This is a genomic window from Burkholderia sp. FW306-1C-G01B (assembly GCF_058781685.1).
In genome coordinates, this window is record NZ_JBYSWZ010000001.1 from 100,074 (window position 1) to 113,262 (window position 13,189).

A 13,189-nucleotide genomic window follows, 5' to 3' on the forward strand; every position below is an offset into this window, starting at 1 on the left:
CGTTTTCCTTTGTGGCTACGGACAATTACTTAGCGCAAAAATCAATTTCCGAGCAGTCAATCCATTTATTAAGACGATTCCCATTTTTTGTTAAAAATTCAATTTTCCAAAATTTTAAATCGGCAGATACCTCGACCACCCTTACCGAATCGCCCTTGATCACATAGGCGCGACTTACTTGCGATTTTGATGGAGAATCATACAAAAATGCTATTTTTGCCACGACCTTTCTCTCCACGGAGTGATATCTCAACAAATCATCTCGGTGCAACTCAACTCGAAGGGGACCGTAGTAATCTCCACCTTGCGGTTGCTCAACAACATTCCATAGCAATCGATCGCCACTCACTGTAATTTCCGCCACTCCATCGGCGGCACCAAAAAACGAATAAAAATTCAAACGCGCCTTATTTTTACCATCTTCAACACGACCACTTAAATTTTTCTCCCCGTCCGGGCTGCAATCAATCCTATTTCCGTAGCGCGCAATGAAACAATATGATCCGGAAATATTTCCCGCCGCATCTTTGTCAATTTCGATGGCAAATGTAGAGTATGACTTGCCTTGCCTCGCGACATCCTCCCTGATTGACCAAACCCTAGAAAATGATTGATCGCTTGCAAACGAAAAAACTGGCACTAACGTCATAAAATTAACTGAAACCCAAAACATTAATTTCACGCTCACACCTCAAACCCAACATAAAATTATTCATTTAAAATGATTTAGCCCCCCCCAAAAAAACATTTCGAACCGAATCGCACTTCAGCTCGCGCACCGCCGACGCACGATTGACTCACGAATATGTCGAATTAAGATTCCGGGACTACTTGGTGATGTATTGTCTCGGGGCGCAAGCCAAACCAGGCAACACCATCGATTTCTCTACATCACGGATCCGTACTTCGGACAAATTTACCCCGAATAAACTCACACTATATTGCACTAACTCACACCAGAAGCAGTGACAAGGCAACGCAGGGAGTATCGAAGTGCACATCAATTATCTACACCATCAACAGGTGGCCCCGCCCTTAACCCACGAAATGTCCGCTGGTTTAATTGCTGGTATTCACCTTGCCCGCAGACTTCATTTGAAACGAGATTTCCGCGTCTTTTTATATAAACACCACTCGGAGAACCTTGATATATAACATAATCATACCTTCCAAGCTTGAATTTTATATGCACATAATTCAAATTTCCAACCGAAATATCACTGATCGCGAAACGCCTATTCGGAGGGTAAGGCTTATTTGGAAACTGAATTTCGATATGATCCAGCACACCATACCTATACTGCACGTATCCATTGTTTGGCGAAATATTACCTGACGCACACAATGAAACTATCTTTTCCCCGAGCGAGCAACTAAAGTAAATTTCCTCATGTGGCTGGCATAGCGTGATCTCAACCGCATGCGCCTCCCCCTTGACCCCAATCGCGGAGATTATGCCAATTGAGAAAAACAAAACACAACACATATGACGACTCAATTAAAATCTCCAAGATTGTGAAATTTTTCAAAGTTATCAACCCGCTTAGCGTAGCTATCAGTTCTTTTATTTACAATAGCAGTAATTGCATTCACTTGATTTGCCGTCGCACCTCTATCGGCTATATCTGGAAGATGACGGCTTACCCAAAAATACGCAGCGGATCTAGCGGCGTATCTAGGCTGCGTCAAGAGATCAGGGTCTTCTTCGAAATCCACAACATCCTCAGGCCACTCAGCGCAATTTATTTTGTTCCAACCAGTGAAATCCTTATAATTTTCGCGACCTGTGAGCTGTTTCATACCTCGCCCTCGGTATCTCCATCCGTCGCCGCTTTCATAATCCCCGTTTCCCAGTTCGGCTCGACCGCCATACGCACCATTCGCGATAACCTCAAAATCCTCCCGGGTCATACGAGTTCCATCCGCCTTAATTCCTTTTTTTGTTTCATAACCGTGCGCCCTGGCGATTTTTGGATTTTTCTTAAAATATGAGAATTTTATTATCAATGCCTCGGAACCCCAAACAAAACCTTCCTCAAGATTTAAAGACGGTCCAGTCTCCTGCATTACTTGCGCAAAAAAATGTTCCCGCCGAAGAGGTGTATTCAACTTATAAGTATCGATATGCGCATTGAACTCATCAATCACGGCCTGGAGAATTTCAATGTCGGCAGCCGGAAATATTCGCTTCATCATTTGCAAGGTGAACTGAAATTTACCCCCAATAAAATTGCCTACCATTCCGATCGGGTTAACGTGAAAAACGTCTGCTCCTGGGAAGTCCGCCGCCCCTGCCCTTACATCCTCCCACCACGCAAGTTGGTCGATGCGTTTCTGTTCTTCTACATACCGAGGCTTCAGCCCTGCCTGCTTTTCTAATTCCGCGATCAACTGCTTCCATTTAGATGGATTCGCCCACTCACTTTCGTGTTTCACGATCAGCCGAGACGCCGCCTGCATCAACCACGGATATCCACCACGCTCGGTCCGCGACAGCATGCATAGTTCATCAGCCGCTCGCTTGCCATCTCCTGCCGTAAACAGAGCGTCATACACCTTGAGCATCAACGGACTGAGCTTCGACCGCGAAGCAAGGTCGTCAACATTGGCGCCGCTCGCATAATCAACCCACGCCTGTGTTGTCGCAAAGATCGTATGCGCCGGATCATGGGCATCCGCCACGCACTCGAAATCGATCCACTTCTGTGCGAATTCCCGCGTCACCCGACCGCCCGCGTGGTTGAAGTCGCACACCCAGCCGTCAATCGGCTGACCTTGTGCATTCACACCGTCAACATGCCACCAGTTCACCGAATAACCCGGATCTGGATTCGGACGCGGCTCGGCGACTCGTCGATTCGGGTCACGTGCCAGTTCAGCAAGCGAATACACCTGAACGGCGTCCGTCTTTCTCGACTGTGGGTCAACACCAGGGACAAATTTTTTCTTGTCTTGAGTACGTTGATACAGCAGCGTACCCGGTGCAATCCGCAGGATCGTCGGCTCCGATGGCAGGCCCAGTGCCGCCCAGTCCTCCTTGTTCGGGCCGTGTCGATCGACCCATGCACGTCCTTGTTCGAGGAACGACTGAATGCTGTCATCGCAGAAGACTTCGATGTGTGCCATTCGGGTCCCCGAACTGCATTGGTTCAGCGAGTCGTAGCGCCCCAAGTGCCCAATCAGGTCTCCGGCCTTGACTGGAATGCCGGACGCGTCACCTGGCGCACTCTGGCCCGTCGTCACGACAACCCGATCAAATATAGAGTCCTCAACCGTCTCTTCGGCGACCGGACCACCGTTTTCCTGGCCGAGAAAGACCCACTGACCGATCGCACTCGACGGCTCGACGTATTCACCTGCTTTCTGTGGATACAGTGATGTCCCACGAAGATCCGTCAACTGTCCCCACGGCTTTCCGTTCTTCGTCTCAATCTTCCCGATGCCGACGTTGGCGCCTTGCGGAAGAATCGCGATGGGGCTACCGCCCGGGGTCTTGCGAATACGCAGTCCCTGCTGTGCCGGATCGGGAGCCTGCCCGCTTCGGCCTGACGCTTGCTTGTCCTGCGCATACTGCGTCACCAGCCATTGCCGCGGCCAATACGACGGCCTTTCCCGCTTCGGGAGGTTTGCGTAGTCCTCCCAGGACATCAGATGCATGTATAAGCTGTAAAACGTCAGCTTCGTGTCCCGTGGGAACTCCATCGTGTGTCGCACCAGCGCAAAGGCCGTGCTATACGGTGCCTCGTACGGCGATCCGCCATCTGCCGTTGCAACCTCGCTGACTGGATAGGTCTTATTAGCGCGAAACGCGATCAACATGCCATCGGCGATGCACCGCAATCCCGCATCGAGGTCCAGCGACTGCCCAGCACCAGCCTCCGTGATATGAATGCCGCCATGCCACATGCCGTTACTGCTCGCGAGATAGGTACCGGACGACTCACGCTCGGCCAGCAATCGATAAATATCGTGCTCGTTGGTGAATCGAGTGGACGCCTCGGACTGACCTTGCCCTTTGCGCAAAAACGGAAACGCGAACGACAATTGCTTCAAACCGGCTTTGGCAGGCTGCGGCGGCGTCGGTGATTTCTTCGGTGCGGCTTTGGTCGCCATGGTCGGGCTTACTCCGAAAATCCGAAATTCAATGCGTTCTTCACGTCGTTGAGCGGCACCGCGGACCAGGTCGGGAATTTGAAACTACCGCCGGCGGCGTCGTTGACGGTCAGGTTGCCTTTCAGTTCGATCTCGCCCGCAGGACTCCCGAGAATGATCCTTCCGCCTGACAGCTTGATATAAGCGCCCGCGCCGTCACCGATCGTGACGCCCTTTCGACCCGTTATCGTGACTTCGCCGTCCGACGAGCTCATCAGCATGTCCTGCATTGCCATCAGCTCCATGCCGTCGCCTTGTGCCTGAATCTGTACCTTGCCCTTTGCTGCGAAGAGCCGGATTCCGAACTTTGCCGCGAGGAACGAAATCGCTTCGCCGGCCGCCACCGTGACGCGTTTCATCACGCCGATGTCGAGCCCTTCGCCAGCCGTGACAAACATCTGTTTGCGTGCAGCGATCTGAACATGCTGCCCACTGGCGATGCCAACACCTTCTGGCGCACTCGCTACAATGACTGGCTTCTGGAGGCGGCTAAGCGTCTGCTCGATCAGCACGCGTTGCTGGTTAGCCTCAGCCTGGAGTGCTTTGGCCGCGTTCGCGGCGTCATTGAGCGAACGCAGAATTTCTTCGGCCTGCGCGAACGTCGCGTCCGCATTCTGCATAGCAAGCTGCTCGCCGGCCGCGCCTGGTTGTGCCTCGGCCGATATGAGCACGCCGTCTGCTGCCCTAATCGACGCGTGACCGGCGGTGGCGAGTTCGGCACCTTTTCCGCGCGCCTTGCGATCGGTGTCCACCATGAAGCCGAGATTCAGCTGACTCGCGCGGAATGGCGTTATCAGATGGACGTGTTCGTTGCCCTCCTTATCCTCCATCCGCAACTCATTCTGAGCAGCAGTACGAATAAGATTCCGCGTATGGTTCAGGTTGTTGACCAGATCCGGATGCACGCTGTCATGCATCGCCCCGATGATCACCGGCCGGTTCGGATCGCCGTCCGTATGGACAATGGCCACCTCCGCCCCGTCGATCAGCGGAAAGTGATGTCCATAGTTGTCACCGCTATAAGGCTTCGCAAACCGCACCGGCCGGCTCGTCCCACCCGGGCTCCATTCGTCGAGATCGAACGGCAGCTTGATCACGTACCAGCCCTGCTCGGTCAGATACGCGTACTTGTAATTCCCCGGTGACGTAATCCGAGCCGGCAGAATCCCGTCAACCACCGGCCGCGAAACCGAAGCCACCGACGTACGCCACACGCGATCCGACGGAATCCCCTCGAACGCCACCCAGTACGCCTCGTTCCGCCCGCCGCGCGACTCGACCGACGTCACGAAAATCCCGTGCTTCGCATCGACCTGATTCGGCTCGACCCGCATCACCTCACCGGCTTCGAGCCAGAACGGATTACCCGTCCCCTTGAACGTGATCTGCTCGGCCAGATAGGCTTCGTGCCGCAACCGGGCCACCCGCTTACCTTCTTCGGGCGTCTCGTAATGCTCGCCCCAGCGATAATCGATGGCGTTCGTCGTCTTGTCGTCGCGCGCCGTGTTTTCCTCGACCAGCAACGACACCTCGGCCTGCCGATGGTTGTAGTCATGCAACCGCACCGCTTCCGGCACACGCTTCATCTCGCGCCCGAGTGTCTTGATCGCATCGGCGCCGACGCTCTCCAGCCCCGAGTCACGTCGATACGGCACCGTGCGCTGCTTGCGCGCATACGCATCCAGATCGTCGCCGAACACGACCACGGCGCGATCCTTCTTCTGCTCCCAGCGAAACCAGATTCCCTCTTCCGCGCAAATGCGCCGGATAAACGCGAACGTCGTCTCGTGATACTGCGTCACGTAATCGCGGCGCTTGTACTGCCCGCGCAACTGAAACTGGAAATCGACACCTGCGCGATACCCGTAATGCCGCAGTGTATCGGTCACGATCTCCTCGACCGACTGCTTCTGAAACAGCCGGCTGGTCACCCCACGATCGAGATCGGCCAGCGTAGGCTCAAGCACGACCCGGTAGCGCGTTTCATCCGCCGACGTCTCCAACTCGTCGAACTGCGTGATCACGCCATGAACCGTATACACCGCAGGCTTCGCACTGAACTGCGCCGCGTTCTCCCCGAACATCTTCCGCAGGTAATCCATGTTCGGATCGATCGGATCGGCGCTGAACTTCGCCGGCCGGCCCAGCACCTGGTCCATCGGAATCCCGGCCGCCGGGCTTGTGAATTCGATCTCGTATCGATAAAGCTGGCTCACGCGGTCCAGCCCGGTGAACGTCAGGATCGAGAACGGCGCCGGATGCGGCGCCAGCTTCAATTCATAAGCCTGCGTAGGCAAAATCATCGACATGGATTCTCCCGGTCGCACAAAACGCGCTGCGCCGCCGGGGCAACCATCGACGCCCCGGCGGCTCGCACACAAACGTCAGATCAGTTCTTGGCCTTCGGCATCTGCGACACGAGCGACAGCCCGATATCCATCCCTTCGACCTGGAAGTGCGGCACGATGAACAGCTTGATCCGGAAGAAACCCGGGTTGTCGTCGATGTCCTCGACCGTCACCTTCGCGTCGCGCAGCGGATGCGATGCCTGCAACTCGTCGCCGGGATCCTTCATCTCGGTCACGAGCCCCTTGATCCAGCCGTTCAGTTCGAGTTCGAGCAGACGGCGATCCTTGGTCGTGCCGATGTTTTCGCGCTGGATCAGCTTCAGGTAGTGTGCGATGCGAGACAGCAGGAAGATGTACGGCAACCGCGCGTTGATGCGGCTGTTCGCCGTGGCTTCCTTGGTCTCGTACAGCGCAGGCTTCTGCGCCGAGCTCGCGGAGAAGAAGCATGCGAAGTCGTGGTTCTTGTAGAACGACAACGGGATGAAGCCGAGATTCGCGAACTCGAATTCACGCGTTTCCGGGATCAGCACCTCGGTCGGAATCTTCGGCTGGTAGCCGGTGCCGAGGTCGTACAGGTGGACCGGCAGATCCTCGACCTTGCCGCCCGCCTGCGGCCCGCGAATCTGCACGCACCAGCCATTGCTGACGAAGCTGCGCACCATGTTCGCCGCGAACGCAAACGACGCGTTCATCCACAGGTACTTGTTGTGATCGGGGCCCTTGACGGCTTCCTCGTAGTTGAACGCCCGCACCGGCGCCGTATCCTTGCCGTACGGCAGACGGCCGAGCACGCGCGGCATCGTGAGGCCGACATAGCGCGCGTCGTCGGTATCGCGGAAGCTCTTCCACTTGATGTATTCGGCGCGATCGAAGTAGTTGCCGATGTCCTGGATCGCCGCCACTTCCTCCATCGACTGCTTGCCGAAGAACGCCGGCCCGACCGAGCCGATGAACGGCATGTGCGCGGCGGCAGCGACCTTCGAGATGTTCCGCAGCAGCGCAACATCCATCGGCGAATTCGCAAACTCGAAATCGCTGATCATCGCGCTGATCGGCTGGCCGCCCGGCGTGTCGTATTCCTCGATGTACGTCAGGCGATAGAGGCCGCTCTGGATCAGTTCAGGCGTGTCCTCGAAGTCGCGCTGCAGCGCATCCTTCGACACGTCTAGCACCTCGATTCGCGCGTTCTTGCGGAAATCGGTACGGCTCACGAGCATCTTCAGGCCACGCCAGCGTGCTTCGAGCGCCTGGAATTCCGGCGCATGCATCACCGCGTCGAGCTGGCGGCCGATCTGCCGGTCGATCTGGCCGATATGGAAGTCGAGCAGCGACTTGTCCAGCCGGTCGACGGGCTGGCTCGCCTTCGCGACGAGCTCGAGGAACGCGCCCATCCCGCGTGCGATGCGCTCGTCGGCTGACGCCTCGGACAGCATGTCGTTGTCGCGGAACGCCTCGAGCGGGCGCGCTTCGTTGACGGGCTTCAGGTTGATCTTGCTGCACAGCGATGCATAGACGCTGTCGATATCCCCGTGCGGGGCGTCCAGCACGACGGTTTCGGTCGCGCCGGCCTGCTGCGTTTCGGTGGGTTTCATCTCGGGTCCTGTCTGCGATCGAATCGCTACGATGTTGCGGAATGCGCTGAACGCGCGTTTTGCCCAGCGTCGCTCACGCATGCCCTTCCGGCTGCGTCGCGGCGGTCGCGATCTGCGCGAGTTCGCCACGGAGCTTCGCGGACAGGCGGTCGTCCTTCAGCACCTTCTCGAACTCGCGACGGAACGTGCCGTTGTCGAGCAGGTTCGATTTCAGGTCGCGCAGCAGATTGCGCATCGCGAGCAGCGCCTGAAGCTCGGGAATCTGGCGCGCCACCTGCTCGGGCTCGAAATCCTTGATCGACCGGAACGACAGGTTGACGGGCAACTCCGAACCGTCGCCGGCCAGCGTGTTGTCCGCAGCGATCTTGAGATCCGGTGCGTAGTCGGCCAGCACGGCATCGAAGTTGTTCTTGTCGATGTTCACTTTCTTCCGCTCGGCCAGCGGCGCCTGCTCGCGACCGGCGCTGAAGTCGCCGGCCACCAGCAGCTTCAGCGGCAGCTCGACCTTCTTTTGCGCCCCGCCCGTATGCAGATCAAGGGTGATCGACACCCGGCTCTTCGGGATCTCTCGCTGAAAGCTATCCAATTCGTTCTCCTTATCTCAGGAAGCTTGAAGACTCCGCGATGTGCACCCGCAACCGCTGGTGCCCTGTCGTTCACGTCACCCTTGCTCAACCCTGCAGCTCGTACTGACGGACGACCGATTCGGATATTCGCGGCACGACATCCGATTCAGGCGGCAAAAAATATCACGCCCTTTCACATGAAGTAAACCACCAAAATTTAAAATCGAATATCAATCGAAAACACAACCTCTCGAATAATACTAGTACGAATACACAAAACCCGACCGCACTTCAACAAACCGAGGTCCACCCACATCAAAAACCAATCTCAAATAACGCCACACGCCACCCAAATAGATGATTTTTATGCACAAAAACCAATCCCAAAGGGCACACAAATCCCAATAAAACAGCGCATCGCAAATCCACCCGCCACAAAGCCAACTCACCCACAAAATCTCAAAATTAAACCCCTACATATCTCGATATAAATGACACATTCGTCAACGATTTACCCAATCCCGGGGTATACGAAATCTGAAAACGATGGTTAGAATCGGCGCCTCATAATTCCTAATCGATATAGACCAAACCATGCGGATCGACAAACCGCTCTGGCATGAAGGGCTGATTCTTACGCAGCAGCATTTCCAGCAGCAGGAGCGCTGGAACGAGTTCGCGCTGCAACAACTGGCGTCGGCATTGTCCGTATCGCCATGGGGAACGCTGAGCGTCGAGGTCGACGAGGAGGCATTGTCTTCCGGTCGCCTGAAGCTTACCCGGCTGCAATTGCGCTTCCCCGACGGCACGCCTGTCGACACAACCGTCGCCGATGCATTGCCGCCGGCACGCGACCTCGCCGGCGAAATTCCGGCCGATGCCCAAACCGTCGACGTGCTCGCCGCGCTCGCGCTACCCGATGCGAATGGAAGCAACTGTCGTTTCGACGAAACGGCGCTGGCCCGCCCGCGTCGCGCGTATCGCGAGTTCGTCAAGGTGACGGACCTGAACGGTTCGAGCGAAACCGAGATCGCCGCCGAACGCCACGCCGTGCGGTTGCTGTTCGGCTTCGAATCGCATGCGGACGACACGGCATGCGCAATCGCACGCCTGACGCGCACGACGGGCGGCCAGTTCCAGGTCGACCGCCGATATGTGCCGCCCTGCCTGTCGCTGTCTGGTCATGCACTGCATATCGAGCGCATCCGGCGGCTTGCGGATATCCTCGCCGCCAAAAGCGCGCTCCTCGGTGCGCGCCGCAGCGAGCGCATCGAGCAGGTGGCCGAGTACGGCATCGCCGATGTCCAACTGTTCTGGCTCCTGCATTGCATTCATCAGGCATGGCCGCAGCTGCGCTTTCTCGCGTCGCATCCGGCACAGCCCACCGATCGTCTGTATCAGGTGCTCGCCCAGTTGGCGGGATCGCTGCTCACGTTCTCTACACACATGTCGCTGACCGACATTCCCCCCTACGATCACGCGGACGCCCACGGCGTCTTTACGACGCTCGAATCTCTGATCCGCGATCTGCTCGACGCAATCATCCCGTCGCGCGTCGTGTCGATCGGGCTTTCGCACACCGCGCCTACAACCTGGGCCGGCCAGTTCCGCGACGAGCGCATCATCGAAGGTCCGGCGGACTGGTACCTGTCCGTCAACGCCGCGCTGCCGGCATTCGAGCTCGTCGAACAGTTTTCGCGCCTGTGCAAGATCGGTGCGCCGGACGACGTCGAGCACATCGTCAATTCCGCGGTGGCCGGCATTCCGCTCAAGGCCGTGCAGCGCGTGCCCGGCGCCATTCCGGTCCGGCTGGACAACCACTACTTTGCGCTCGATGCGCATGACGCCGCGCATGCGCGGATGCTCGCCGCACGCGCTTGCCAGATCTACCTGCCCGCGTCGATTCCGGACGCGTCGATCGAACTCTATGCGGTGCTGCGCTGATGAATGCCATCGTCTCCACTCGTCACGAATCCGCGTTGCTGGCGCAGGAGCCATCGTCCGGCCGCTCGCCCCTGCCTTCGATGCGGGCGCTGCTGCGCGATACCGCGCTGCTCGTCACTCACCTGTCGAACGGTGGGCAGGTGGACAGCCAGGAGAATCTGCGTCAGCAGTGCGTCAGGCTCATCGCACAGTTCGCGACGGCACTCGATGCGCAAGGGATCGCCGCCGACATCCGGGACGACGCCGTCCTCGCCCAATGCGGGCTGATCGATGAAGCGGCATTGCGGTACCTTCCCGCATCGGACAAGGGGAACTGGGAGTCGCGACCGCTGCAGGTCGAGCGCTTCGGCACTCACGATGCGGGAACGCGCATCTACGAGCGCCTCGAGCACCGGATGCGCGAACCCGCGCCGAACGTCGACCTGCTCGAATGCTATGCGGCCGTGCTCGGCCTCGGATTTCGTGGCCGCTACGCCGCCCGTTCGAACCTGTCGGCGGAAGCCCACGACGGCGAAGCGAAGCGTCAGGCCGTGATCGCTGCGCTGGTCGCACAGATCGATCGGTTGCGACCGGCCGCGCAGCCGGGGTTCGTCACCGACCGCTCGAACACGCGGCTGATCGACGGGCTCAGACGTCTGTCGCCGTGGGCGATCGCGGGAACAGCATGCGTGATCGCGATACTCGTGTGGGGCGCGTGGGATCGCATCCTCGATGCGGAGCTGGCACAACTCGTCCAGAAAGCGAAGCGGCCGTGACTTCCGATACCGCTCTCCCGCCGGCGGCAACCCGTGCCGACTCCGATGCCGCGCGCGCGGCCCTGTCGGGCCTCGGCTACCCGCTGCGCACGGTCGTGATGATATCGGCCGCACTGGCGCTTGCCGTCATCGGATGGGTTTTGCCCATCGACCGCGGCGTCATGTGGGGATTGATTGCGATCGTCGTCGCGCTTTCGGCGCTGATCGTCTGGTTGCATTCGCGCAGATTGACGCATGCCCGCGAACAAAACGTGCACGTGATCGCGCAACTCGGCGCGGCGACCGCCGACCTGCCCGTCGCGCTGCGCACCAGGATGCCGCTCGCCCTCGTCACCGGGGACGGCCTGCCCGCGTTGTTCGATCGCGACGCGACGCGGTCGCGCTTCGTCCATGTCGGCGACGGCGCAATCTGGTTGCGAGCCGATCGCCCGCAGGATCTTCCCCGCCTTGCCGTCGCGGTCCGCCAGTGGCGAGACGGTCATGCCCCCGATTGCGTCGTGTTGTCGGTCGCGCCGGGACTGCATGCGAACGACGATCTGCTGTCGCAAACGCTCCGCGTCATCCGGCAGGCGGTTGCAGACACGTCGCGCATGCTTGGCGCGTCGTTGCCGGGCTACGTCGCGATCTATCAGCGACTCTCCGATACAGCCGCTTCAGCGGGGCCGGTGGCCCAATGGTATGGCGTATCCGCAGGGTCACCGATCACGGACATGCACCGTTTCGACTCCGCGATCGACGCAGCCGAATCCGATGCCCTCCATGCCGACGGAAGCCACGCAGTCGCGGCACGCGCCGCCGGGATCGGATCGATGATCGGATGGACTCGCCGCGCCGTGTTCGACACGCTGACGGACCGACGCCAGCCTGCGTCGCCCTGGCCGTTGTTCGGCGCCGGCTGGATCGACCATGGCCCCGCGACGGGCCCCGGCAAGCCATGGGAACGTGACGTCCGATCGCGCATCGGCATCGCACCGGCCGCGCTACCTGCATCGCCTTCCCCATGGCCGCTGCCGCAGCCGCTGATCGACGCGATGCCGCGCCGGTTGCGGCGGGCGCCGCGCGTCACCGCAGCCGCGCATGTCGTCGCGATCGTTGCTTGCGCCGCTACCGCCGCCATCTGCGGCGCCGCGAAGAACAACGAAACGCTGATGACCCGAATCGGCGAACACGTCGAGCGCTACAACCGTCTCCCCGCTGCGCAAGACGCCGCGAAGCGCGACGCGCTCAAATCCCTTTCGTCGGACCGCGACGAACTCGACCGGCATGCCCGCATCGGCGTTCCGCTCCGCCTGTCGTTCGGCACGTATCGCGGCGCTCGACTGCTGCCGATGCTCAACGACGCGATCGCCTCCTACGAACCGCCCGCGCCGCCGCCCGCCGTCATCACGCTGGACAGCATGTCGCTGTTCGACAGCGGCAAAGCACAACTGAAGCCGGGCACCACGCGCGCGATGGTCGATGCGCTCGAACTGATCAACGCGCATCCCGGCAAACGCGTACTTGTCGCGGGCTATGCGGACGACCAGGGCCGCCCCGACCGCAACCTGAAACTGTCGATCGACCGCGCGACCGCCGTGCGCGACTGGCTCGTCGATGCATCGGGCTTGCCGACGACGCAATTCGCGATTCAGGGCTACGGCGATACGCGGCCGGTGGCGGACAACGCCACGCCCGAAGGACGGGCGAAGAATCGTCGAGTCGAAATCACGCTGGTGCCCGACATGCCGGCGCCGGCCGTGTCGATCGGCACCACGAGGTAATACGCGTTTGGGTTCCCGGGACATCCGTCCCGGGTTTGTCAGTGCCGGAATCCGGTTCCGGCGATTCGTAGT

9 protein-coding genes are annotated in these 13,189 nt (G+C 59.0%); 3 read left to right on the forward strand and 6 right to left on the reverse strand.

Annotated elements, in window-relative coordinates; genetic code table 11:
* Positions 1-25: 25 nt before the first annotated feature.
* The 6 genes from AC3WLY_RS00440 to tssB form a co-directional block, all read right to left on the reverse strand.
* The gene (locus tag AC3WLY_RS00440) at positions 26-682 is read right to left on the reverse strand and encodes a hypothetical protein (RefSeq protein ID WP_492308447.1); all 657 of its coding nucleotides are present in this window, start codon (positions 680-682) and stop codon (positions 26-28) included.
* Between the two features lie 318 nt (positions 683-1,000).
* Positions 1,001-1,498 (reverse strand): hypothetical protein, encoded by a 498-nt coding sequence (locus AC3WLY_RS00445; RefSeq protein ID WP_492308446.1) that lies wholly within the window; start codon positions 1,496-1,498, stop codon positions 1,001-1,003.
* Positions 1,495-4,113: a glycoside hydrolase family 19 protein gene (locus AC3WLY_RS00450; protein WP_492308445.1), complete on the reverse strand. Its 2,619-nt coding sequence runs from the start codon at positions 4,111-4,113 to the stop codon at positions 1,495-1,497. The genes AC3WLY_RS00445 and AC3WLY_RS00450 overlap by 4 nt, the downstream gene beginning before the upstream one ends.
* A gap of 8 nt (positions 4,114-4,121) precedes the next feature.
* Complete coding sequence (locus AC3WLY_RS00455; RefSeq protein WP_492308444.1) at positions 4,122-6,461, reverse strand: type VI secretion system Vgr family protein; 2,340 nt, start codon at positions 6,459-6,461, stop codon at positions 4,122-4,124.
* 80 nt (positions 6,462-6,541) lie between these two features.
* Positions 6,542-8,092 (reverse strand): type VI secretion system contractile sheath large subunit, encoded by a 1,551-nt coding sequence (tssC, locus tag AC3WLY_RS00460; protein ID WP_175960474.1) that lies wholly within the window; start codon positions 8,090-8,092, stop codon positions 6,542-6,544.
* 73 nt (positions 8,093-8,165) lie between these two features.
* Positions 8,166-8,678 carry a type VI secretion system contractile sheath small subunit gene (gene tssB / locus AC3WLY_RS00465; RefSeq protein ID WP_034185094.1) on the reverse strand — a complete coding sequence of 171 codons (513 nt, stop codon included), beginning with the start codon at positions 8,676-8,678 and terminating at the stop codon, positions 8,166-8,168.
* A 574-nt stretch (positions 8,679-9,252) separates the two neighbouring features.
* Between tssB and tssK the strand changes: the two genes are divergently transcribed.
* Genes tssK through AC3WLY_RS00480 form a run of 3 tightly spaced genes read left to right on the forward strand, consistent with a single transcriptional unit; the run spans position 9,253 to position 13,117 of the window.
* Positions 9,253-10,602 carry a type VI secretion system baseplate subunit TssK gene (gene tssK / locus AC3WLY_RS00470; protein WP_492308443.1) on the forward strand — a complete coding sequence of 450 codons (1,350 nt, stop codon included), beginning with the start codon at positions 9,253-9,255 and terminating at the stop codon, positions 10,600-10,602.
* Positions 10,602-11,357, forward strand: a complete 756-nt coding sequence (locus tag AC3WLY_RS00475; RefSeq protein ID WP_310131665.1) for a DotU/TssL family secretion system protein — start codon at positions 10,602-10,604, stop codon at positions 11,355-11,357. The genes tssK and AC3WLY_RS00475 overlap by 1 nt, the downstream gene beginning before the upstream one ends.
* The gene (locus tag AC3WLY_RS00480) at positions 11,354-13,117 is read left to right on the forward strand and encodes an OmpA family protein (protein ID WP_492308522.1); all 1,764 of its coding nucleotides are present in this window, start codon (positions 11,354-11,356) and stop codon (positions 13,115-13,117) included. The genes AC3WLY_RS00475 and AC3WLY_RS00480 overlap by 4 nt, the downstream gene beginning before the upstream one ends.
* The last annotated feature ends 72 nt before the right edge of the window (positions 13,118-13,189 follow it).

Bases quoted from the DNA above. Each gene is read 5' to 3' on its own strand.
- tssK (WP_492308443.1), top strand. From the start codon at position 9,253: ATGCGGATCGACAAACCGCTCTGGCATGAAGGGCTGATTCTTACGCAG.
- tssC (WP_175960474.1), bottom strand. From the start codon at position 8,092: ATGAAACCCACCGAAACGCAGCAGGCCGGCGCGACCGAAACCGTCGTG.
- AC3WLY_RS00450 (WP_492308445.1), bottom strand. From the start codon at position 4,113: ATGGCGACCAAAGCCGCACCGAAGAAATCACCGACGCCGCCGCAGCCT.
- AC3WLY_RS00475 (WP_310131665.1), top strand. From the start codon at position 10,602: ATGAATGCCATCGTCTCCACTCGTCACGAATCCGCGTTGCTGGCGCAG.
- AC3WLY_RS00455 (WP_492308444.1), bottom strand. From the start codon at position 6,461: ATGTCGATGATTTTGCCTACGCAGGCTTATGAATTGAAGCTGGCGCCG.